Origin of the sequence: Ferrovibrio sp. MS7 (genome assembly GCF_038404985.1) — a bacterium.
GTDB lineage: Bacteria > Pseudomonadota > Alphaproteobacteria > Ferrovibrionales > Ferrovibrionaceae > Ferrovibrio > Ferrovibrio plantarum.
This window is the reverse complement of sequence record NZ_JBBKBA010000001.1, coordinates 612,832-636,854: the sequence shown is the minus strand read 5'-3', so window position 1 is coordinate 636,854 and position 24,023 is coordinate 612,832. Positions and strand designations below refer to the sequence as shown.

At 65.9% G+C, this 24,023-nt stretch carries 15 protein-coding genes and 1 tRNA gene; 14 read left to right on the top strand and 2 right to left on the bottom strand.

The genetic code is table 11. The features are described from left to right. Position 1 precedes the first annotated feature (1 nt). Complete coding sequence (locus V6B08_RS02925; RefSeq protein WP_341977938.1) at positions 2-1,321, top strand: heme biosynthesis HemY N-terminal domain-containing protein; 1,320 nt, start codon at positions 2-4, stop codon at positions 1,319-1,321. An 84-nt stretch (positions 1,322-1,405) separates the two neighbouring features. Beyond that, positions 1,406-1,480: transfer RNA gene (locus V6B08_RS02920), tRNA-Thr, on the top strand. On the opposite strand, the gene V6B08_RS02915 is transcribed toward V6B08_RS02920, so the two are convergent. Beyond that, positions 1,459-1,968, bottom strand: coding sequence for an OsmC family protein (locus tag V6B08_RS02915; RefSeq protein WP_341977936.1), 510 nt, complete (start codon positions 1,966-1,968; stop codon positions 1,459-1,461). The genes V6B08_RS02920 and V6B08_RS02915 overlap by 22 nt on opposite strands. Further along, positions 1,965-2,639 (bottom strand): GntR family transcriptional regulator, encoded by a 675-nt coding sequence (locus V6B08_RS02910; RefSeq protein WP_341977934.1) that lies wholly within the window; start codon positions 2,637-2,639, stop codon positions 1,965-1,967. Before V6B08_RS02910 ends, V6B08_RS02915 begins: the two co-directional genes overlap by 4 nt. 233 nt (positions 2,640-2,872) lie before the next feature. Between V6B08_RS02910 and V6B08_RS02905 the strand changes: the two genes are divergently transcribed. From V6B08_RS02905 to V6B08_RS02850, 12 genes are all read left to right on the top strand, one after another. Further along, complete coding sequence (locus V6B08_RS02905; RefSeq protein WP_341977932.1) at positions 2,873-4,492, top strand: cyclic peptide export ABC transporter; 1,620 nt, start codon at positions 2,873-2,875, stop codon at positions 4,490-4,492. Next, the gene (locus V6B08_RS02900) at positions 4,489-5,784 is read left to right on the top strand and encodes a prohibitin family protein (RefSeq protein ID WP_341977931.1); all 1,296 of its coding nucleotides are present in this window, start codon (positions 4,489-4,491) and stop codon (positions 5,782-5,784) included. The genes V6B08_RS02905 and V6B08_RS02900 overlap by 4 nt, the downstream gene beginning before the upstream one ends. A 368-nt stretch (positions 5,785-6,152) precedes the next feature. After that, the gene (locus tag V6B08_RS02895) at positions 6,153-6,764 is read left to right on the top strand and encodes a YcjF family protein (RefSeq protein WP_341977929.1); all 612 of its coding nucleotides are present in this window, start codon (positions 6,153-6,155) and stop codon (positions 6,762-6,764) included. Positions 6,765-6,926: 162 nt separating this feature from the next. Next, positions 6,927-7,103, top strand: coding sequence for a hypothetical protein (locus V6B08_RS02890; protein WP_341977927.1), 177 nt, complete (start codon positions 6,927-6,929; stop codon positions 7,101-7,103). A gap of 27 nt (positions 7,104-7,130) precedes the next feature. Then, a complete protein-coding gene (locus tag V6B08_RS02885) occupies positions 7,131-7,814 on the top strand; it encodes a potassium channel family protein (protein WP_341977925.1) in 684 nt (227 codons plus the stop codon). Positions 7,815-8,176: 362 nt separating this feature from the next. Then, positions 8,177-15,487, top strand: a complete 7,311-nt coding sequence (locus V6B08_RS02880; protein WP_341977923.1) for an SDR family NAD(P)-dependent oxidoreductase — start codon at positions 8,177-8,179, stop codon at positions 15,485-15,487. Positions 15,488-15,491: 4 nt separating this feature from the next. Further along, positions 15,492-16,484: a TauD/TfdA family dioxygenase gene (locus tag V6B08_RS02875; RefSeq protein ID WP_341977921.1), complete on the top strand. Its 993-nt coding sequence runs from the start codon at positions 15,492-15,494 to the stop codon at positions 16,482-16,484. Further along, positions 16,481-17,233, top strand: a complete 753-nt coding sequence (locus V6B08_RS02870) for a glycosyltransferase domain-containing protein (protein WP_341977919.1) — start codon at positions 16,481-16,483, stop codon at positions 17,231-17,233. Before V6B08_RS02875 ends, V6B08_RS02870 begins: the two co-directional genes overlap by 4 nt. Continuing rightward, complete coding sequence (locus tag V6B08_RS02865; protein ID WP_341977917.1) at positions 17,230-18,588, top strand: TolC family outer membrane protein; 1,359 nt, start codon at positions 17,230-17,232, stop codon at positions 18,586-18,588. Before V6B08_RS02870 ends, V6B08_RS02865 begins: the two co-directional genes overlap by 4 nt. A 2-nt stretch (positions 18,589-18,590) precedes the next feature. Then, on the top strand, positions 18,591-19,736 hold the full coding sequence (locus V6B08_RS02860; protein WP_341977915.1) for an efflux RND transporter periplasmic adaptor subunit: 1,146 nt from the start codon (positions 18,591-18,593) through the stop codon (positions 19,734-19,736). Between the two features lie 4 nt (positions 19,737-19,740). Beyond that, positions 19,741-22,875: an efflux RND transporter permease subunit gene (locus V6B08_RS02855; protein WP_341977913.1), complete on the top strand. Its 3,135-nt coding sequence runs from the start codon at positions 19,741-19,743 to the stop codon at positions 22,873-22,875. A gap of 9 nt (positions 22,876-22,884) precedes the next feature. Next, complete coding sequence (locus tag V6B08_RS02850) at positions 22,885-24,015, top strand: citrate/2-methylcitrate synthase (RefSeq protein WP_341977911.1); 1,131 nt, start codon at positions 22,885-22,887, stop codon at positions 24,013-24,015. Positions 24,016-24,023: the final 8 nt, after the last annotated feature.

Here is a 24,023-nt window from a genome sequence, read left to right as displayed (position 1 = left end):
CATGTTGCGCTGGCTGCTCATCGTATTGCCGCTGATGGCGCTGGCGGCTTTTGCCGCCTGGGTCGCCGATCAGCCCGGCACGCTGCGCCTCACCTGGCTCGGCTATGAAATCGCGGCACCGGCGCCCCTCATCGTTGGCGCCATCGCCTTGCTCGGCTTCGCGGTGTTTCTCTTAAGCTGGATGATCGCCTGGGCGGCGGCCTTGCCGCAGCGGCGGGCCTTGAAGCGTCAGGCGCGCGGTCAGGCGGCTTTTGCTGCCGGCATGGTGGCGGTGGCGGCTGGCGAGGCCGATCGCGCCGCCAAGCTTGCCGGCAAGGCGGCGGGCTACCTGGAAGATCAGACGCTGGCCCGCTTGCTCGAAGCCCATGCGGCGCAGCTTAAAAATGATGGCCCCGCCAGCCAGCGCGCCTTCGCGGCGCTCGCCGCCGATCCGGCCACGGCGTTTCTTGGCGTGCGCGGCCTGCTCGCCGATGCGCGTCAGCGCGGCGACCGTGAACAGGCCTTGCAATTAGCGAAACGCGCCTCGGCCTTGCGCCCCACCTCGCCGGTGGCCGCCGAAGCCGAAATCCGCCTGCTGCTCGAAAGCGGCGACTGGGCCGGCGCCGGCGCCCGGCTCGATGCCGCCCAGGCGCGCAAGGCGGTAAGCAAGGCCGCCGCCGGCCTGCTGCGCGCCAAGCTCGATCTCGCCGATGCGGCGGAAGCGGCGGCCAGTGGGGCGCCGCTCGAAGCCTGGCGCAAGGCGGAAAAGCTCGGCAAGGCGCTGCCCGATCATGCCGGCCGGCTGGCGGTGCTGGCGCGCGCCGCCGATACCGGTGCCTTGCAGCAGCGGGCGCAGGATATGCTGCGCCGGCTCTGGCCGCAGCAGCCCAGTGTTGCGCTGGCGCGGCTCTGGCTCGATCTCGAAGCGGCTGCAAAGCGCGAGCCGACGATTGCGCGCCAGCGCGCCGAAGCCTTCATCAATGCCAATCCCGATGCGCCGCCGAGCCAGCTTTTGCTGGCCGAAATGGCGCTGAATACCCGCGACTATGCCGCCGCGCGCCAGGCGCTCAGCCTGTTCCCGGCCAGTGACTCATGGAGTGCCGGCCTGCGCGCCCGGCTGGCAGAGGAAAGCGAGGGCGATGCGGCGGCGGCTGACCGCTGGCGCGAACTCGCCCGCCAGATGGAGCCATGGCGCTGCGAAGCCTGTGGCGCCGGCCATCCCGCCTGGGCGATGCGCTGCACCGCCTGTGGCGGCTTCGACAGTATCCAGCCGGCGCCGATGCAACCCGGCCAGGCTCCCACTGGTGCCCCGCCGATCCTGCTGGATGGCCCGAAAGGCTGATGTTCCGGGTCTGTGAATCAAGGGCTTAGGCGACGCTTGCCAAGCGCGCCGCGCCCCCGTATTTTCCGCCCGCATTCGCGCCGTGCCGGCGTAGCTCAGGGGTAGAGCAAGACTTTCGTAAAGTCGAGGTCGGGGGTTCAATTCCCTCCGCCGGCACCATTTTCCCTCAATATGTGTTCCCAGCTTCCCGCCACTTGAATGGCGGTCTTGACGCTATGGGCGATGTAGCAGTCGCCATGCGCCGCTTCGTGCAGCGCGGCCACCGCCGCGTCGTCGGGGATCTTCGTGCCCGAGAAGCGGATGCTGGGCCTGAGGATGGCGCGGGTCATCCATGGCGTGGCGCCCGGTGCGGTGGCTTCCAGCACGGCTTCCGCCGCGTCGTCATAGCTCGCCACTTCATAGCCGGCGCGGGCGGCGCGGTAGAGGAAGCACAGCATGTGGCAGGAGGAAATCGCCGCCAGCAGCGCCTCCTCGGGATCGACGGCGGCGGCATCGCTGTAGGGCGCGCGCACATTCTGCGGCGAGGGCGAGCCGGCGATTGCCGCGCCGCCATCGAAATCCCAGCGATGCACGCGGCTGTAGCGCAAGCCCGTGAAGTCGTCGCCGTCGTGCTGCTGCCAGGTGATGCGGGCGCTGTAGCGGCTCATGGTGCGGTATTCTCCAGGCTATTGCCCGCCAAGCTGCTCAGCGCCAGGCGGCGGGTCTGTTCGAGATGCGTCTGCAGCAACTGCACGGCGCGTTCGGCATCGCCGTTGCGCAACGCCTCGATCAAGCCCTGATGCTCGTCATTCCAGCCGCCGCGCCGTGAGTCCGGCGAAAGCCTGGCGGCATAGACCCGCTCCACCGCGCGGCGCAGGCCGGCGATCAGGTCGAGCGTGCGGCGCCGGCCGCAGGGGGCATAGAGCGCCTCGTGGAAGTCGCGGTCATGGCGCAGCCAGTCGGCCGGCAGGGTGGCATGGTCGAGTTCGCGTTGAATCGCCTCCAGCCGGCGGATCGTCGCCGGCGCGTGATTGGGCACCGCGCGGCGCAGGGCATCGCTTTCCAGGGCCAGGCGCAGGTCGAAAATCTCGTCCACATCCTCTGGCGAATGGCGTGGCACGAAGGCGCCGCGATTGGGTTCAATCACCACCAGGCCTTCCGCCTGCAACTGGTTCAGCGCCTCGCGCACCGGGATGCGGCTGACGCCGAATTCAGCGGCCAGCTCGGCCTGGCGCAAGGCCGCACCCGGCGCCCAGCGGCCGGCGCTCAACTGTCCGCGCAAGGCGGCGGCGAGCGCCAGGGCAGTGGTGCGTTCTGTCGGCAGGGTAGCGGGTGACATAGGATAATTGTATCCAATTATCCTATGTCAGACAAGCCGGTTAAAAAATGCTACCAGACGGGAACCGGAACCGCCCGCGCGGCACTCACAGGATGCCGGCTGCATGCCGATTGGCGTTGCCAGCAGGTGACTACGTCCGTAATCCGTGATTGGGCTGATTTCAGAGCAATTATAAAGCCTTGACTCGAGGCGGTGGGGTCCTGTTTGAATGGATGGCGGGCCCAGGGGGATGAATGGAATTCGTCAAGGTTGTGCATGATGCCATTCTGTCGAGTGGCCGCCGCGCCTATGTCTACCTGACATTGGCGAGCCTTGGCACGTTCGCGATCTCCGTCCTGGTCAACTCGGTGACCGACTACGATCCGGCCCATGGGCCGGATTACGAGCTGCTGGTGGCCTTCATCCTGGTCTGCGCCGTCACTGTGGTATCGCGCGGCGAAACCACCCGGATCATGAACGCGGTGGGCGAGGGTCTGGCGCATCACATGCGCCAGCAATATGCCCGGCTGCTGCGGCGGGCGGATTTCGCCGAGGTCGAGCGCATCGGCAAGGACACCATCTACACCACGCTGGCGCGCAACGCCCAGGTGCTGGCGGAAAGCCCGGCCGTGCTGGCCCAGGGCGTCGCCTCGGTCGGCGCCTTCATCCTGGCGACGCTCTATATCGCCTATCTCTCGCTGCTGGCGGCGGCGGCCATCGCGGTGCTGATCTTCGTCGTCTACCTCGCCAGCCAGTTCCGCAAGGAGCATACCCAGGACGACCTCGCCGCCGGCCAGAAGGCGGAACAGGAATTCTTCGAGACCTTCAGCCATTACCTGCATGGCCTGAAGGAAGCGCGCATGGATCCCGACCGCGGCGACGACCTGTTCGAGAATTTCCTCACCGCGCGCGCCAACCGTGCCCGCGAATTGCGGCTCAAGGCACTCGACTCGATGATCGCCTTTGGCGTCGTGGTGTTCGGCAGCTTCTACCTGCTGCTCGGCACCGTCACCTTCATCACGCCGCAATATGTCGAGACCGCCTCGATTGCGATGAAGATCGTCTACACCTCGTCGGTGATGTGGCTGCTGATCGAAAGCCTGCTGCGCATCATGCCCACCGTGGCGCGCGGCAATGCCGCCTTCACGGAATTGCGCAAGCTGGAAGTAAAGCTGCGCGCGGTGCAGCGGCCGGATCCGCAGACGCAGTTGCCGCTGCCGAAACTGCGCAGCCTGGAACTGCGCGGCATCGCCTATACCTATCCGCCGCAGGAAGAGGACGGCCAGCCCTTCGCCATCGGCCCCTGCGACCTGCTGCTGAAGCCGGGCGAAGCCACCTTCCTGGTCGGCGGCAATGGCTCGGGCAAGACCACGCTGCTGCGCAATCTCTGCCTGCTCTACCGGCCGCAGGCCGGTGCCGTGCTGTGGAACGGCGTGCCGGTGACGGATGAGACGGTGGCCGATTACCGCCGCCGCATCTCGGCGGTGTTCGCCGACTTCCACCTGTTCGACCGCATCTACGGCAACCGCGACATCGATCCCGCCCGCGTCGCCGCGATGCTCGAGCGCGTGCAGCTCAATGCCAAGACGCGCTACGTCAATGGCCACTTCACCACGCTGGATCTCTCCACCGGCCAGCGCAAGCGCCTGGCATTGGCGCTGGCGCTGCTGGAGAACCGCGACATCTACCTGTTCGACGAAATCGCCGCCGACCAGGATCCGAATTTCCGCCGCCGCATCTACGAGGAATTCATCCCCGAGTTGAAGGCGCGCGGCAAGGCTGTGCTCGCCATCACCCATGACGAACGCTATTTCGGCACTGCCGATGCGATCTATTTCATGGATGAAGGGCAGCTATCGCGGAGGAGCACATGAGCGACCAGGGCACCAATCCGGCGCCGCCCGCCGGCGATAGCGGCAATGGCGGGCGCAAAGATGGGCGCCGCAACCCGGACATCCCGTTCGTGCGGCGCAGCGTCTTCGTCTATCCGGTCGCCATTCTGGTGGTGTTCGGCTTCATCGTCATGGCGCTGGCGCGCTCGATTTTCGTACTGGTGCTGCCCGGCGAAGTCGGCGTGCTCTATTCGCTGTTCTTCGGCGGTACGCAGACGCTCAAGGTCTATGGCGAAGGCCTGGTGGTGAAGCTGCCCTGGAACCGCTTCTTCACCTATGACACGCGCCTGCAGGCGTTGCGCCAGCCGCTCTATGCGCTAAGCCAGGAAGGCATGTCGGTACAGGTCGAGTTGTCGGTGTTCTTCCGCGCCAGCCCGAAGCTCGCCGGCCGCCTGCACAAGGAATTGGGCCCGCAATATATCAATCGCGTGATTTCGCCGCTGGTGATCTCGACCGTGCGCGAAATGATCTCGCATCACCGATCGCACGAACTCTACACCGTCGGCTTCGACTATCTGCAGAATGAAATCGAGAAGGAGCTGAAGGCCAATCCGATCTCGGAGATGATCGAATTCACCGATGTGCTGATCTCGCGCCTCGATTTGCCGCCAGTGGTGCTGCGCGCCATCGAGTACAAGCTGGAGCAAGAGCAGATCGCCAAGGCCTATGAATATGTGCTGCAAAGCCAGCGCGCCGAGGCCGAGCGCAAGCGCATCGAGGCCATCGGCATTCAGAATTTCTATTCCATCGTGTCGTCGGCATTGACGCCGCCGCTGCTCACCTGGCGCGGCATCGAGGCGACGGTGGAAATAGCGCGCGCGCCGAATTCCAAGGTGGTGGTGGTGGGCAGCGGCAAGGACCAGCTCCCCATCATCCTCGGCGGCGAGATCGGGCAATTGCCGCAGCAGCCGCCGCCGCCGGTGCCGCCGGTGAGTCCGGACAGCAACCAGAACCAGCTTGACCGTCAGATGAGTCTGCCGCGCCTGTTCCCGCCGCAGACCGATCCGACCCAGGCGATGCCGCAACAGGGCATGCCGCCGGGCAGCAACAGCGGTGCCACGTCGCTGCTCTCGGGCAACAGCTACAATCCCGGCGCACCCACGCCGCAGGCAACCATGCCGGCGCCAATGCCGCAGAATCCGCAAGCCTATCTGCCGCAGGTGCCGACGTCGCAGAATTATGTGCCGCCGATCACCTCGGCGCCGCCGCCTGCACCGCCTGGTATTCAGCCGATCGCGCCGTTGCAGCCGCAACAGCCGCCGCCGCGCCGCTGATGCTTTGCGCTGGATTCACGCGGCGAATCGGCTACACTGCGCGCGACAAGCATCGCGGCGGATCGTGCAGTTCCAGGTCTTGTGCAGTCAGGTCTTGTGCAAGACGATTCGCATATTACATGCCCAGTATGTCTGTGTGCCGGGGTGTCATCATAGACATCGCACCATCATAGTTACGGCACAGTTATAGTAACGGCACAGTCACAGGCACATACTGGCAGCATGGCAGCGCCGAAGGAGAAGCGACGATGCTGTTTCTGTACCGAATGGTGGCGAAGCGGATCATTCGCCGGCGTTTTTCCGGAAACCCCGACGAGGCAACTGACATGGCACGCAAGAAATCCCTTTCCAGCGGAGACGACCAGATCATGGATAATGCAAACGAGCAGACCCAGGCCGAGGCCGTAGCCGCCGAAGCCGCCAGCACCGACGCCCCCGGCTTTGCCGCCGATGCGCCGAAGAGCCGCCAGGAGCGCGCCGAGACTATGGTGAAGGACCACATGCTGGTCTCCATCGGCGTCGGTGTGCTGCCCTTCCCGCTGCTCGATATCGCCGCCGGCCTGGCCTCGCAGGTGATGCTGGTCAAGCGCCTCTGTGGTGTCTATGAGGTGCCGTTCAAGGAGAGCACCGCGCGCGCCGTGGTGATGAGCCTCGCCGGTTCGCTCAGCTCCACCGGCATCGCCCTCGTTGCCGGCCTCAGCGTGGCCAAGTTCATTCCCGGCGCCGGCACGGCGGCAGGTCTGATCGCGCTGCCGGTGGCCAATGCGGCGATGACCTATGCCATCGGCAAGGTCTTCATCGGCCATTTCGAAATGGGCGGCACGCTGGTGGATTTCAGCCCGAAATCCAACGGCGCCTATTTCCGTGACCTCTATGCCCGCGGCAAGGCCTGCGCCACCGAATTGTTCAAGCGCAAGCCGAAATCCGCCGACGAGGTGGTGATCGACGCCGACCCGGCGCCGCAGCCCCAAGCTGCCTAATCCGGGCTGCCTGATCCGGGCGGCGTAATACTGGCGCGAATTGCAGCGGCCCTGGAGTGACCTCCAGGGCCGTTTGCTTTTATGCTGGCTTGCTTTTATGGCCGGGCCGCCTGAAACTGCTGCCAGCGCGGAACCCCTGCAACGCGGAGAGTTGATCGGGCCATGATCTACATTGTCGGGTTCATCTATTTCCTGCTGGCCCTGCTGGTCGGTGTCGTCGGCACTGGCTCGCGCATCGGTTTTTTCGGCACCTTCATGCTGTCGCTGCTGCTGACGCCGCTGCTGATGATCTTCCTGTTGATCGCGCTGACGCCGCGCAAGCCCAAGTCCACTGCCTGAGATGATCCAGGATTTGATAGGGGCCTGATGCGCCGGCCGTTCCATTTCAGTGCCGAAACCCGCGACTGGGCTTTGTCCGGCATGGTCCTGGCGCTGCTGGTGGTGCATTTCGTGCTCGGGCCGATCAGCGATCTCGGTCTGCTCAACCGCCCGGTGATCGGCACGCTGGCCACCCTGCTGGTGCTTACCGGCCTCATCGCCACCTATAGCGGCACCGCCATCGGCTATGCCACGCTGGCCGGCGGCGGCCTGGTCTGCGCCCTGCAATTGCTGCATCTGCTGCACCCGGAACCCGTCACCACGACAGCCCTGCTGCTGTCTGGCGCCGGCTTCCTGCTGCTGATCTCGGCCGCCATCCTGATGGATGTGTTCAGCCGCCGCCGGGTCAACCTGCATTGCATAATGGGCGCCGTGGCTGTCTACCTGCTGCTCGGGCTGATCTGGGGCCTGCTCTATGTCACCCTGGAACTGCTTTCGCCCGGCGCCTTCGTCTATCCCAGCGAGGCGGAGCGCGGCCACCGCACCTTCTCCAATCTGCTCTATTTCTCCTTCGTCACCCTCACCACGGTGGGCTATGGCGACTTCCTGCCATTGCATCCGGTGGCCCGTTCCCTGGCCACGGCGGAGGCCCTGGTGGGGCAGCTATTCCCGGCCGTGTTGCTGGCGCGGCTGGTTTCCATGGAAGTGTCCTCCGCCTCGGAAAAATCATAAGTTGCATTTTGCATATGCGAGCAAATTTTTCGCTGTGCCTAATTCCCTTATAGGTTTAAAGTGCAACCATAGCGATTTTCAGTTTGACTCATTCCAGCTAATCCTAAACGATGGAATATGTTGGGTTTGTAAGAATGAGGGGGCGCACCGGCGCAAAGCGGTGCAGTGTCTAGCGCGAAACGCCGGTAGTATCTTTCTCCCCCTCGTCATGTTGTGTCACTTTTTGCAGGGCAGTATCGATTTCCGCCCGGGCCGGGGAACTATTTCGCCTCCGGTTTCACTAACGGACATCGGAGGTGGTGAGCGGCATGAATCACGCGGGGGATACTGAGTTCCGGCAGCGCCGCCAGGCTGGCATGAACATGGCTGGCCAGGCTATGGCCTCGGCTGAAGCCGCTATTCCCGCGCTCGACTTCACCTGCGCTATCCGCCTGCCGGTTCCATCTGTTCTCTCCGCCGCCCCTTGTCTTGAAGCTGTTGTCGCGGTGCTGCGCGCTGGTGGCCTGCCGCTGCTCGATCTGCCGGCCGGTTTCACCGCCGCCGATCTCGCCGAATGGGCCGCCAAGCTCACCGACCGGCTGCTGCCAAGTCTCTCTCCCGCCAATCTGGGATCTGTCGGCGCGCCGTTGCCTTTGTTGGCCTTTCGCGTCGAGGCCGGGATGCCCGGCCTCGCCACTCTTGCCGAAGCCCAGGCGCGCCATTGGCCCGGCGCCCTGCTGTTGATCACCTGTGCCGATACGGCGGCGCTGCAAGCTGCCTGCGCGCTGCCGGCGGCGCAGGATTTGTGGATCGAAAGCGGCAATATGGCGGTGCTGCGCCAGGCCGCCGCCGATAGCCGGGTCTCCGGCCTGGTAGCGGTGGGCGAGGAAGCCGGCGGCTGGTGCGGCGAGATGTCGAGCCTGCTGCTTGGCCGCGCCATGGCCCGGCTCGGCGATGAATTGGAAGCGATGCCGCCCTGGCTGCTGCGCGGCGGCCTCGGTGTGCAGGGTGCCGCTGCAGCCCATGTTGCTGGCGCTGCTGGGGTGGTGCTGGACGATATCCTCTGGCTGCTGCCGGAAATCGCCCTGCCGGAATTCGGCCTTGGCGCCCAGCGCCGCCGCCTGCTGGAAAGCCTGGATGGCAAGGAAGCCGCCGTGCTTGGCGAGGCCTTCGGCGCACCGCTGCGCATCCTGCTGCATCCGCATTTCCCGGCGTCGCGGGCGCTGGAAGCCCGCGCGCTGGAAATCGAGGCTGCCGGCCTCGAACCGGACGCGGCACGCCGGGCCTGGATCGAGGCGGCGCAGACTGCGCTTGCCACGCCCGATGCGGTCTGGCCGCTCGGCCAGGGCATCGGTCTGGCGAAAATCATGCGCGACAGCCATGGCTCGCTTGGCCGGCTGGTCGCCGCCGTGCGCGCCGTGCCGGGCGCGCTGGCGCAGCAGGCCCCAATATTGGCAACGCAATTCGCGGCCGAACAGGTGCCGTTGGCACAAGCGCATCGCAGCCGCTATCCGCTCGTACAAGGCCCGATGACGCGGGTGAGCGATGTGCCGGGCTTCGCGCATGCCGTGGCGGCGGGCGGCGGCTTGCCGATGATCGCGCTGGCGGTGCTGAAGCCCGACGAAGTTCGCCGCGTGCTGCAGGAAACCAAGGCGGCGCTGGGCGAGCAATCCTGGGGCGTCGGCCTGCTCGGCTTCCTGCCGCCGGACCAGCTCGATGCCCAGCTGGCGGAAGTGCTTAAGGCCAAGCCACCTTTCGCGCTGATCGCCGGCGGCCGCGCCGAACAGGCGCTGCATCTCGAAGCCGAGGGCATTGTCACCTATGTGCATGCGCCGACCCCGGCGCTGGCGCGCATGCTGGTGGAGCGCGGCGTCAAGCGGCTGGTGCTGGAAGGCCGCGAATGCGGCGGCCATGTCGGTCCGCTGCATTCGCTGCTGCTGTGGGAAAGCATCGGCGCTGAATTGCTCAAAACCAAACAGCCCGGCGACCTCTCGCTGCTGTTGGCTGGCGGCGTGCATGATGGCCTCACCGCCGCCATGGCCGCGGCCGCGCTGGCGCCGCTGGTTGCCGCCGGCGCCAAAATCGGTTGCCTGATGGGCACCGCCTATCTGGCGACCGAGGAAATCACCGCCACTGGCGCCATAACGCCGGCCTTCCAGCAGGCCGTGGTGGCGGCCAAAGGCACCAGCAATCTGGAAAGCGGGCGCGGCCACGCCAATCGCTGCTTGGCCACGCCGTTCGCCGATTTCTTCCAGGCCGAACGCCGCCGCCTGCTGCGCCAAGGCCTGAGCGGCGATGCCTTGCGCGAAGCGCTGGACGATCTGCTGCTCGGCCGCCTGCGCGTTGCCGCCAAGGGGGTCGAGCGCCAGGGCGCGGATCTGGTGGCGGTGGATGCCATGCGCCAGCAGGCGGAAGGCATGTTCATGGCCGGCGAGGCGGCGGCACAGATCGGCCAGGTCAGCAGCATCGCGGCGCTGCATGCGGAGGTCTGCGATGGCGCGGCGGCAAGGCTTGGCGCGCTGGCCGGGCAGGACGCGGCGCCGGCATCGAGCGGCGCCGCCTGCGACATCGCCATCATCGGCATGGCGATGCATGTGCCGGGCGCTACAAGCCATCATGGCTTCTGGCGCAATGTACTGGATAAGAGTGCGGCGATCCGCGAGATCCCCGCCGACAGATGGGATTGGCGCCTCTACTACTCGGCGGAGCGCAACAAGCCGGACCATATCTCCAGCCGCTGGGGCGGCTTCATTGATGGCTTGGCCTTCGATCCGCTGCGCTATGGCATTCCGCCCAAGGCGGTGCCCGATATCGCGCCGGGGCAGTTGCTCACGCTCGAAATGGTGCGCCGCGCGCTGATCGATGCCGGCTATGAGACGCGCAGCTTCGACCGCGAGCATACCGCCGTGATCGTGGCCGGTGAGGATGCCGGTGGCTATCTCGGCAATGAACTGATCGCCCGCGCGCTCGCCCCATTGGTCAGCGACGCGGCTGCGGTGGCGCAGGTGCGCGCCCATACGCAGGGCTGGAGCGAGGAAGTCTTCCCCGGCATCCTCACCAGCGTGGTTGCCGGGCGTATCGCCAACCGCTTCGATTTCGGCGGCGCCAATTTCACCATCGACTCCGCCTGCGCGTCGAGCATCACGGCGCTATCACTGGCGGTGAGCGAACTCAGCTCAGGCCGTGCCAATGTGGCGGTGCTGGCCGGCACCGACACCACCCAGACGCCGTATCACTACATTGCCTTCTCCGCCGTCTCGGCCCTGTCGCCGAGCGGCAAGCTGCGCGCCTTCGATCAGGCCGCCGATGGCACGGTGCTGGGCGAGGGCGTCGCCGCCTTCATCCTCAAGCGCCGCGTTGATGCCGAGCGCGATGGCGACCGCATCTATGCCGTGATCAAGGCGGTGGCGAGTTCCAGCGACGGCAAGGGGCTGGGCATGACCGCGCCGCGCCCGATCGGGCAGAAGCGCGCGTTGCGCCGTGCCTATGAAGCCGCCGGGCATTCGATTGCCGGCCTCGGTTTCTACGAAGCGCATGGCACCGGTACGGCGGTGGGCGACCGCGCCGAACTCGAAACCGTCGGCGGCCTGCTGAAAGATGCTGGCGCGGCGGCGCAGAGCTGTGCGCTTGGTTCGGTGAAGGCGCTGATCGGCCATGCCAAGACGGCAGCCGGCGCCGTCGGCCTGGCCAAGGTGGCGCTGGCGCTGCATCACCGCACCATTCCGCCGCAGCCCGGCATCGAGCGGCCGTTGCAGCCGATCGGCCAAGCGGATTCACCGCTCTATGTCAGCGATGGCCCGCAGCCCTGGTTTGGCGGCGACCGGCCGCGCCGCGCCGGCCTCTCGGCTTTCGGCTTCGGCGGCACCAATGCCCATGCGGTGCTGGAGGAATACGATCCCGGTCGAACAGCCACTGCCGGTGCCGCTGCCTGGCCGGCCTATCTGTTTGCCGGTTCTGCCGCTGACAAAGCTGGCCTGCTGCGCGAGATCGCCTTGCTGGAACGCGCCGCACGGCATGACACGCCCGATGGCGCCAGCATCGAATTGTTCGAGATCGCCGCCGCTTTGGCCGAGCGGATGGATCCTGCCGCAGCCTGGGGCTTCACCTTGGTTGCCACCGGCAAGGAGCACTTGCTTGAAGGCCTTGCCGCGATCCGGCGTCATCTCGAGGATGCCGCGCAGCCGCTGCCGCAGGATGCCTGGGCCGGCGCGCGCAAGGCGGCCGGCGCGATGCCGCTGGCCCTGCTGTTCCCCGGCCAGGGCAGCCAGCGGCTGCAGATGTGCCGCGATATCGCTGTCTACATGCCGGAACTGCGCGCCAGCATCGAAGCCGCCGAGGCCCAGGCCGCCAACATGCTGCCAGACCGCCTGAGCCGCCTGATCTATCCGCCAGCGGTGTTCGATGGTGCGGCGCGCGAGGCGCAGGCGGCGAAACTCACCAACACGGCGGTGGCGCAGATCGCGCTCGGCGCGGTGGAGGCCGGGCTTATCGACCTGTTGCACCGGCTTGGCGCCCGCCCGGCTTTCGCCGCCGGCCATTCCTATGGCGAATATGCCGCGCTCTATGCCGGCGGCGCCATGGACCGGGCCACTTTGTTCAAGCTGTCGCTGGCGCGCGGCCGTGCCATGGCGGCGGCACCCGCCGGCCGCATGTGTGCCGTTTCCGCCAGCCGCGAGGCATTGCAGCCGCGTCTTGCCGCTTTCCCCAATGTGGTGATCGCCAATATCAATTCCGATAAGCAGATCGTGCTGTCGGGCGCCAGCACCGAGATCGAAAGCCTGGTGGCGCTGCTGGAAGGCGAGGGCATTCCCTGCCGCCTGCTCAATGTTGGCGGTGCCTTCCATTCGCCGCTGATGCGCGACGCCCAGGCGCCGCTCGGCGCGGCCATCGCGGCGGCAACGGTCAAGCCGCCATCCCGCCTCGCGGTGCATGCCACCCGCGATGGCCGGCCCTTTCCCGATGACGTGCCGGCGCTGAAAGCGCAGTTGGCAGCGCAGATGACCGATGCGGTGGATTTTGTGGCCCAGGTGCGCGGCCTTGCTGCTGCCGGCGCGCGGCTGTTCGTCGAACTCGGCCCGGGCGGCGTGCTGGCGCATCTGACCAAGCAGATTTTGAAAGACGGCGACGTCCGCGTGCTGCATGTCGATGACGGCGGCGGCCTGCGCGGTTTGCTGCGCGTGCTGGCGGTACTGTGGGCCGAGGGCCAGCCGCTCGACCTGGCCCGGCTGCTGCCGCAGGCGGCATCACGCCCGCTTGAAACCCTGGCTGAACTGGCGACACGCGAAGCGGCGATCACTACCTGGATCATTGATGCCATGCAGGTGCGCCCGGCGCGCAGTGACTCGCCGTTCAAGTCGCACCGCCCGGCTTTGCGCGATATCAATTCGCCGGCCGCCGCGCCTGCCTCCCAGAATAATCCCTCCCAGACCAACCATGGTGACAACATGGCAGCAGAAAGACCGCCCAGCATTGGCGCTGGCAGCATGGGGGGCGGCAGCGAGCTGCTTGCCGCCTATGCCGAATACCAGGCGACGATGCGCCAGTTCCTGCAGACCCAGGAGCAGGTGATGAACCTGATGCTCGGCGGCCAGCCGGCAGCACCGATACCTTACGCTGCGCCTGCGCCGATGCCGGTATTGCCGGCAGCGATGCCTGCTCCTGTGCCGGCCCCTGTGGCGATGGCTGCGCCCGCGCCTGTTGCCGCTGCTCCCGTTGCTGCTGCCCCAGTTGCTGCCGCCGCGCCGCGCCTGGATAAGAGTGGCGCCGAGGCCTTGCTGCGCGACATCGTCAGCGAGCGTACCGGCTATCCGCTGGCGATGATCGACCTGGAGCAGGATATCGAGGCCGAACTGGGCGTCGACTCGATCAAGCGGCTGGAGATGATCGAGCGCGTGCTGGCGGCCCTGCCGCCGGCGGCTTCGCAGCGTTTCCGCGCCGGGGCCGAACGCACCGCGCGGGTCAAGGTGCTGCGGCAATGGGTGGAGGCGATCCTGGCCGCGCTTGAGGATGAATCTGGCGGCGCCAAGGATGTCGCCGCCGATGTTGCCGCGTCCGTGCCGGTGCCGGCGGACGCGGCTCAATCTTCCTCCACGGCACCCGCTATTGATAGCTGCCCGGCCTTCGCCATGGCACCGCGCCTGGCGCCCCTACCGGCAAACATGCCCTGGCGGCTGAAGGGCCTGTTCCTGCTGCTGCCGGGACCAGAAGCGATTACCCATGAAATCGCCCGCGCTCTGGCTTCGCGTGGCCTGGTGGTGGCGGTGCTGCCCGAGGAGCCGGCGGCGCAGGCGGAAGCGATCCGCGCCGCCCGCGCCGAACATGGCCCGGTGCGCGGCCTGGTGCAGCTTTCCGGCTTCAGCATCCCCGAAGATATGGCATGGAGCGAGGCCAATGCGCGCGGCGTGAAGGCACTCTACCGCGCGGTGCAGCTTGTGCTGGAAGACCTCGCCGCGCCGCATCCGGTGAAAAGCCGTGTCTTCGCCTGTTCCAGCCTGGGCGGCTGTTTCGGCCGCAATGATTTCGGCGCCGCCGCGCCGGCAAGCCTGGCGGCCTGCAGCGCCGGCGCCGCGCTCGGCTTCCTCAATACGCTGGCCATCGAACATCCCGCCATCGCTGCCCGCGCGCTGGATTTCGCGCCAGACATGGCGGCGGCGCGGCTTGCGGACATCCTGCTTGCCGAACTCGCCTTCGAGCCGGGCCGCGTCGAGGTCGGCTATGCCCCGCTTGGCCGCACCGTATTCGAGGCGCAGCCCTTTGCCTATGCCGGCACATCCACCGCAGCGGCCATTCCGGGTGGCGTGATCCTTGCCACCGGCGGCGTGCGCGGGATTACCGCCGCGATGCTGGCCGCAAGCGCTGCGCCCGGCACCACGCTGATCGCTTTGGGCCGTCGTGGCTTGCCGGAAGCCGATCCGCATCCCGATTGCCGCGAGGCCAATGCCCTGCGCAAGCGCCTGGCGGAACAGGCCCTGGCGTCAGGCCAGGCGGTTAAGCCGGCTGAAATCGCTGCGCGGGCGGAAGCGATCCTGCGCGACCGCGAGGCGGCGCAGGCGCTGGCTGCCTTGCAGCAGGCCGGCCTGCGCGTGGAAGTGCGCGGTGTCGATACCCGCGATGCGGCAGCATTGTCGGCATTGCTGGATGACGTGCAGACGCGTTTCGGTGCCATCGGCACCCTGGTGCATGGCGCCGGGGTGATCGAGGACAAGCTGATCCAGGACAAGCAGCCCGACTCCTTCGACCGCGTGTTCGAGACCAAGGTGGCGCCTTTGCCCATACTGCTCGGGCATCCGGCCTTGGCCAAGCTGGAGCGGCTGGTGCTGTTCAGCTCGATTGCCGGCCGTTTCGGCAATCGCGGCCAGGGCGATTACGCCGCTGCCAACGAACTGCTGAACCGCGCCGCCCTGTGGTTCGCCGCCCGTCACCCGGCGGTGAAGGTGGTGTCCTATAACTGGGGACCCTGGGCCGGCGCCGGCATGGCCTCGGCGGCAGTGAATGAGCAATTCCGCCAGCGCGGCATTGTGCCGATTCCGCTGGCCGGCGGCGTGGCGCTGGCCTGCCATGCCTTGCGCGAGAGCGGTCCGGTGGAACTTATCGCCGGTGAAGGCGACTGGAACCGCGATCTCGCCGATGAGTCGGCAGCATTGAACAGGGTGGAAAGCCCAATGTTGCAAGCCGGGACGTTGCAGGGGGAGTGAAATCATGCGGATCGACTTAGCGGAGGTGCGGCCGGTCGATGGCAATATCGGCCTGCTGCTGGAAGGCAACGGGCGGCGCTTGAGTGATCTTGCCACGGCGGAAGTAGCGGCGTTGTTCGAGCGCCATGGTGTGCTGCTGCTGCGCGGGTTCACAGCGAAGGGCCGCGAGGAATCGAAACAGGATTTCGTCAGCTTCTCCGACCGCCTGACGGCTGAATTCTCCAACTACCGGGGCGGCGGCCTGCGTTTCGCGGCGCTCGACCGCCAATCGGTGGATGGCATGCCGACGCTGATGACCACCACCGGCCATACGCAGAAATTCGGCATCCCGCTGCATGGCGAGATGTATTACCTGCGCCAGCCGCCGGGCCTGATCTGGTTCTATGCCGATCTGCCGCCGGCGCGCGATGGTGAAACCACGCTGGCCGATGGCGCTGAAGTTTTCGCCCAGCTTAAACCCGCGAGCCAGGATTTCTTCCGCCACAATCGCATCAAGTATGTCCGCGCCCTGGTGGATGGTGACTGGCAGGCCACCTTCATGACCGATGACTTGGCGGAAGCCGAACGCTTCTGCGCCGAGGCCGATCTGGTGATGCGCTTCGATGCCGAGGCCAAGGTGCTGCGCACCGAATTCACCTGTTCGGCCTTGCGCGAAGTCGGCGGCCGCACGGTGTTCATCAACAACCTGCTGTTCATCCATATCGCCGAGCTGGTGTTCAAGAATGGCTGGGCGAAGCAGAATCTGCCGGGCCTGCGCAGCCCCGATTGCCCCATCGTGGTGCGCGCCGAGGATGGTTCGCCGCTGCCGCCCGAGGTGCTTTCCGATGTGCAGGCGGTGTCGGAACGGCTGACGCGGCGCATTGCCTGGCAGCAGGGCGATATCGCGATGATCGACAACCGCCGCATCCTGCATGGCCGGCGCGACACCGATGGCGGGCCGCGCTCCATCCTGGTGCGGATCGGCGAACCCTCCTTTGCATTGAAAGAGGCGGCGTGATGCAGGCAAGCCGGCTGCGCAACATGAAATTCGGCTCCGAGCCGCTGATCTTCCATGCTCAAGGGTATCACGATTACAAGCCGGTCTGGCCCAAGTTGCGCGACTGGGTGTTCGCGCAAGCGCCGCAGCAACTGGGGCCGCGCCCGCGCGTCACCATCATCACCTGCAATAACGGTCATGAGGCGATGGGCCTGTTCGAGAGCAGCGTCGAGCGGCTCGGCATTCCCTATATTGTCGCCGGACGGCAATTCCCGGTCTGGAACAATGCCGAGCATAAGCCGCTGGCGATCCTGGAGGCACTGGAGCAGGTCGAGACCGAGTATGTACTCTGCGCCGATTCCCGCGATGCCATTCTGGCCGGCGACCCGGAATTGCTGGTCGATCGCCTGCTGGCCGAGTTTCCCACCGGCACCGGCATGGTGTTCGGCGCCTGCCAGATGAGCTGGCCGAATGCACCGGATCTTTCCGGCTTCGAACTCGGCCTGCCCGGTGCCGCGCAATCCGAATACAAGCATCTCAATGGCGGCGCCTGGATCGGCGAACGCGGCTTGGTGCGCGATTTCTTCATCGCCGCGCGCGACGCCGCGCCGCATCCGGCGGCGCCGGAATCGGAACAAGGCAAGCTGCGGATCGTGTTCCCGGATTTCCACCCGCGCGTCACGCTCGATTACGGCGTGAAGCTTTTCCACAATGTCGGCTTTGTGTTCGAAGACACGTATCAGATCGTCGGGGAGGCGGAAGCGGCATGAAGCGTTCCAGTCTGCTGTTGCTCTCAATACTGCTGGCGCCTCAGGCGGCATTGGCGCAAAGCCTGCCTGATGCACTGGCGCAAGCCTATCGGCATAACCCGCAATTGCTCGGCGAACGTGCCCGCCAGGAGGCGACCGACGAACTGGTGCCGCAGGCGCTGGCCGGCTGGCGCCCGACCATCGCGCTCTATGGCGAGAACGGCAAGGAGCAGGAGCGCGTCAAGGTCAAGAGCAACAACCGCGTCACCAAGGGCCGTGCCAATCTCGATCCCAACGAAGTCGCCCTGCAAGCAACGCAACCGCTCTATCGCGGCGGCCGGCTGGAGGCGCAGACTGAATCCGCCGAATTGCAGGTGCAGGCCGGGCGGCATCAATTGATTGCTGTGGAGCAGAATGTGCTGCTCTCAGCGGTGCAGGCTTATATCGATGTATCGCTCGCCAAGGCGGTGGTGGATGTCTACCGCGAGCACGAGGGCGTGTTGCGCCAGACATTGATTTCCGCGCAGGGCCGCCGCAGCCAGGGTGCCGCCGCCGGAACCGATGTCGCCCAGGCCGAGGCGCGGCTGGCGCAGGCCCAGGCGAACCGCATCAGCTATGAAGGCAAGCATAATGCGGCGCGGGAAGTCTATCGGCAGGTCATCGGTGAATACCCGGCTAATCCGGCATTGCCGCCGATTGCCATGCTGCCCTACAAGTCGCCGGAGGAACTGGTGACGGCGGCGCGTGACAATCCTAATGTGCTGGCCGCGACCAGCGCCGAAGCCGCGGCGCGCAAGGATATCGACGTGGCGCGCGGCGCGCGGATGCCCTCGGTCGACCTGGTCGGCGTGCTGGCCCGCACCTACGAGGAAGATACGCTCGGCGAGCGCATCTGGAGCCGCTCGGTGAAGCTGCAGGTAACGATGCCGCTCTATGAGGGCGGCATGATTTCCTCCAAGGAGCGCCAGGCCTCCAAGCTGCTGCTGCAGCGCCGCTTTGCCGCCGATACGGCACGGCGCGGCGTGGAAAGCAGCGCGGCGCAGGCCTGGGCGATCTTCGCTTCGGCGCGGGCCTCGCGCGAGGCGCTGGAACGCCAGCTGGTGGCCCAGGCCGCGGCGCGGCGCGGTGTCGAAGCCGGCCTGCGCGCCGGCAGCAACACCACGCTGGACCTCTTGGATGCCGATGACGAACTGGCCCAGGCCCGCATCCAGGTGCAGCAGGCGCGGCATGACGAAGTGCTGGCGAGCTATCAGGTGCTGGCGGCGGCGGGAGATCTCACCGCCAAGGCGCTGAACCTGCCGGTCGAACTGCATGATCCGACACAGAATTACGATGCTGTCCGCAATCGCTGGATCGGCTGGGGCGAGGGGGAATGAGCATGGCCTGGCGGGGAATCGCGGCGATTGTCGTGCTGGCTGGCATCGGTGCCGGCGGCTACTGGTATTACACCCATCACATGCACAAGCCGGCGGCGAAGCCGGAAACGGCGGCGGCTGCACCAGCCAAGCCAGCCGAGGTTTCGCGCACCAGCGTCGCGGTGGCGGAGGCGAATGTCGCCGACCTGCCGCAGATGCTGGAGGTGATCGGCACGGTCTATGCCTATCACACGGTGATGATCCGCCCGCATGTGGATGGCGAGATCATGCGCATCCATTTCAAGCCCGGCGACGTGGTGGAGGCGAACCAGCTTTTGTTCAGCCTCGATGCGCGCCAGTTGGATGCCCAGATCGCCCAGGCGGAAGCCAACTTGAAGCGCGATCAGGCACAGCGCGATGCCGCCGTGGAGCAGGAAAGGCGCTATGCCGGCCTGCTGCGCGATGATTACGTCAGCCGCGAGAAATACGAGGACATCAAGTCCAAGGCCCAGGCTGCCATCGACACGGTACGCGCCGATCAGGCGCAGATTGATGCCTTGCGAGTGCAGCGTTCCTACACCCAGTTGCGCGCACCGATATCGGGCCGCACCGGCGTGATGAATCTCTCGCCCGGCGCCCTGGTGCGCACCGGAGACCAGCAGCCCTTGGTGCTGATCAACCAGATCAAGCCGGTGAAGCTGCAGATGGCCTTGCCGCAGCGCCAGATCGGGCCGTTGCGCGCCGCCATCGCCAGCAATGTCGCGACTGTGCACTGTTCTAGTTACAGTGGCAGTGGCAGGTTGATCCAGGGGCAGATCGAACTGATCGACAATGCCGTCGATTCCAGCACCGGCACGGTGCAGGTGGCGGCAAAGTTCGACAACGAGGATGAAACCTTCTGGCCCGGCATGACCACGGATTGCAGCCTGCGCATCGGCATCGATCGGGGTGTGGTGCTGGTACCCTCTGTTGCAGTACAGACCGGGCCGCATGGCCGCTATGTCTACCTGGTGCATGGCGGCGAGACGGTGCGGCAGCAGCCGGTGACGGTGACGCGGGTCGATGGCCCGCATGCGCTGATCGCCAAGGGCGTGGAAAAGGGCGCGCGCGTGGTGGTGGAAGGGCAGTCGCGGCTGACTGACGGCCAGCCCATCATTATCCGCCAGTGACGCCATGAATATTTCCAAGCCTTTCATCGAGCGGCCGGTGATGACGGCCCTGCTGACCCTCACCCTGGTCATCCTCGGCTGGGTCGGCTACCGCGCATTGCCGATCTCGGCCCTGCCGCGCATGGACCTGCCGGTAATCTCGGTGTCAGCCGGGTTGCCCGGCGCCTCGGCGGAAGTGATCGCATCGGCCGTCACCTCGCCGCTGGAGCGGCAGCTCGCCACGATCCCGGGCATCGACACTATCTCGTCTAAATCCGCCCTGGGCCGTTCTTCCATTACCATCCAGTTCCGCCTCGATGTCGATATCAATGCCGCCGCGCAGGATGTGGAATCGGCGCTCTCGGTGGCGCAGCGGCAATTGCCCAAGGAAATGCCGGCGCCGCCAACCTATCTCAAGCTCAATCCGGCGCTGAGTCCGATCCTGTTCATGGCCATGACGTCGGAAACCCAGAGTCTGGTGCAGTTGAACGACATTGCCGAGAACGTGATCGTGCCACGGCTTTCGGCGGTGCCGGGTGTGGCGCAGATCATGATTCTTGGTTCGCAGCGTTTCGCCGTGCGGATTCAGGTTGATCCCAATGAACTGGCGGCGCGTGGCATCGGCCTCGATCAGCTCAAGCAGGCCGTGGCGGCGGCATCCTCCACCACGCCAGCCGGCACCATCGAAAGCCCGTCGCAATCATTTGTCATCGATGTCGGCAACCAGCCGCGTGATGCCTCGTCCTACCGCGACGTGATCGTGGCGCACCGCGCCGGGCAGCCGCCGGTGCGGTTGTCCGAGGTCGCGACATTGTTCGATTCCGTCGAGGTGCAGGAATCCGCTTCCTTCGCCGGCGACAAGAAGGTGATTCTGCTGGCAGTGCAGCGCCAGCCGACATCCAACGCCGTGGCGGTGGTGGACGAGGTGCGCAAGGCGGTAAAGACGCTGGGCAACCGCGTTCCCGCCGGCGTGAAGATAGAGGAATTGTTCGACCAGACCACCTCGGTGCGCGACAGCGTAGCCGATGTGCAATTCACGCTCGCGCTCACCATCGGCCTGGTGGTGCTGGTGATCTTTCTGTTCCTCAAGCGCCTCACGGCCACCCTGGTGCCGGCTGTTGCCCTGCCGGTAACCCTGGTCGCCACTTTCATGACCATGTGGGCGATGGGCTTCAGCCTGAACAATATCTCGCTGCTGGCGCTCACGCTCTCCATCGGCTTCGTGGTCGATGATGCCATCGTCATGGTCGAGAACGTGATGCGCCATATCGAGGAAGGCAAGAAGCCAATGCAGGCCGCCATCGAGGGCGCCCGCGAGGTCGGCTTCACCATCATCTCGATCACCATGTCGCTGATCATGGTATTCGTGCCGGTGGTGTTCATGGGCGGCACGGTAGGCAAGCTGTTTCACGAATTCGGCGTCACCATTTCGCTCGCCATCCTGTTCTCTGGCCTCATCTCGGTAACCCTGACGCCCTGCCTTGCCGCCTATTGGCTGCGGCCGGAAAAGCAGCGTGCCAAGCCGCTGCTGTTCGACCGCATCATGGATGGCTTTTTCGATGGCCTGCTGGCCGGTTACCGCGTCACCCTGGATTTCGGCCTGCGCCACCCGGCGCTGGTAATGCTGCTGATGATCAGCTCCTTCGTCGCCACCGGCTACATGATGGCAAAGATTCCGAAGGGCTTCTTCCCCACGGAAGATACCGGCTATATCTCCGCCACCACGGAAAGCCGCAGCGATATTTCCTATGGCGCCATGCTGCAGATGCAGCAGGAAGCAGCCGCCATCATCTCCAAGCATCCAGATGTGGTCAAGGTCACCTCGATCATCGGCGTCAACGAGATCAATTCCTCGCTCTCCTCGGGACGCTTGTTCGTGCAGTTGCGCAAGCGGCCAGAGCCGCGCCACAAGACCGTGCTGGAGGTGATCGACGATCTGCGCACCAGCACGGCGGCCGTGCCGGGCCTGATGATCTATTTCCAGCCGGTGCAGTCGCTGCAGACCAGCGCCCGGGCCAGCAAGGCGAAGTATCAGGTCAACCTGCAAGGCACCGATATCGACGAGGTGCAGCAATGGGCGACCAAGCTTGAGGACCGCATGAAGGCCGAGAAAATCTATCTCGACCTGTCCTCCGATTCCGACCAGAACACGCCGCGCCTGGTGTTCACGCCGAATGTGCAGCGAATGACCAATCTTGGCATCACCGCCGATGTGCTGCGCCAGACGCTCTACACGGCGTTTGGCGGTGCTCAGGCCGCCAGCATCTACACCTCGGCCAGCAGCTACAAGGTGATCCTGGAGTTGAAGCCGGAATACCGCACGCGGCCGGAGGATATCGAGAATCTCACCGTGCGCTCGTCGGATGGCAAGCAGGTGCCGCTCTCAAGCTTCGGCCGCGTCGTGGTCTCGGGCGGCGCCGCTTTGGTGGCGCACTTGGGCGAATTGCCGGTGATCACGCTGTCCTTCAACCTTTCCGATGCAACGCCCTTAAGCCATGCGGTGTCGGAGATCGAGCGGCTGCGCAACGAGATCGACATCCCCGCCGGCATCACGCTGGATCTTGGCGGCGATGCCAAGGCCTTTGCTGCCGGCATGAGCGGCGAGGGCCTGCTGCTGCTTGCCGCGCTTTTTGCGGTCTATGTCATTCTCGGCATTCTCTATGAAAGCCTGATCCATCCGGTGACCATCCTGGCCGGCCTGCCTTCGGCAGCGCTGGGTGCCGTGGGCACGCTGGCGCTGTTTCATCGCCCGCTGGATGTGATCGGCATGATCGGTATTCTCATGCTGATCGGCATTGTCAAAAAGAACGCCATCATGATCGTCGACTTCGCGTTGCAGCGCAAAGCCGAAGGCGTCACCGATCCGCATGCAGCGGTGCGCGAAGCCTGCCTGCTGCGTTTCCGCCCGATCATGATGACCACGCTTGCCGCCATTCTCGGCGCGGTGCCGATTGCCATGGGCACCGGCGCCGGCGCCGAATTGCGCCAGCCGCTTGGCCTCGCCGTGGTCGGCGGTCTGCTGGTGTCGCAGGTGGTGACGCTCTATGTCACGCCGGTGCTGTTCCTGCTGTTCGAAACCCTGTCGCAGAAGGTCAACCGGCTGTTCGGCGCCAAGGCGCCAGTCGTGCAAGAAGAAGCCAAACCGGCAGAAGCAGTCTAGGGAGCGGGTATGCGTTATCACGGGACAGATATTGATGGGGTGTCGCTGGAGCCGGAGAAGCTCGAGATTCGCGGCACTTCGCTCACCGATCTGATTGGCGGCATCGATTTCATCGGCAGCATTCCCTTCACGCTTACCGGCGAGCGTGCCGGCGTGGAAGCCCTTGCCAAGCTGGATGCGGCGCTTGCCGGCTGGCTCGGCAGCATCGCGGCAGAGCATCCGGCTTTTCGCCTGGCGGCCCTGGCGGCGGAAAGCGGCGCCGGCATGGCGCAGGCCGTCACCGCCGGCCTGATGGGCTTTGACAAGGCCGCCGCCAAGCAGGCTTTTGCCGGCATGGATTTCCTGCCCGCCGATGCGGCGGAAGGCCTGGCGGTGACGGCGACGATACCGGCCCTGCTTGCTGCCTGGCGCCGGCATAAGCCCGGCACGAAACTGGCGAAAGACTGGCAGCCGCCGCAGGCAGGCGGTTTCGTTGATCGTGCGCTGGCGGCAGTGGCCGATGCGCCGCCGCCCTCGCCGGCCGCGCGCATCTTCTTCGATGATGCGCTGGTCACCTGGATTGGTGGCTTCGGCTATGTGCCGCCCAGCATCATGATCCCGCGCATTTCCATCGGCACCGGTGTGCCGGTCTATCATGCACTCGCCGCTGGCTTTGGTGCGGCAGGGCCGATGCATATCGGCGCATGTGAGCAGGCCACCGGCATGATCATGGCGGCGCTGGCGCTGCCCCAGGGCACGCCGGAGCAGCGCATCAAGGGCGTGATCGATGCCGTGCTGGCCAAGGGCATGCGCATCGGCGGTTTCGGCCATCCGCTGTTCCTGGAAGACCCGCGCCCGCCGCGTCTGCGCCAGCGCGCCGCCGAGCTTGGTCTGGCGCATCCGGCCCTGGAGCTGTTCGAGGCTGCCTGTGCCGTCATGCTGGCCGAACACAAGCTGAAGCCGAATGTCGATTTCGCCACCGGCACGGCTTTCGCCATGGCCGGCATCCGCGATCCGGGTGCTGCCGCCGGCATTGCCATGATGGGCCGCACCATCGGCATGCTGGCGCATATCATCGAACGCCGCGCCCGCCCGCCCTTCGGCGTCACCTCGGCCACGGCGCGCAAGTATCTCGACATGGTTCCTAAAGGTTGGCTCTGAGGAGAACG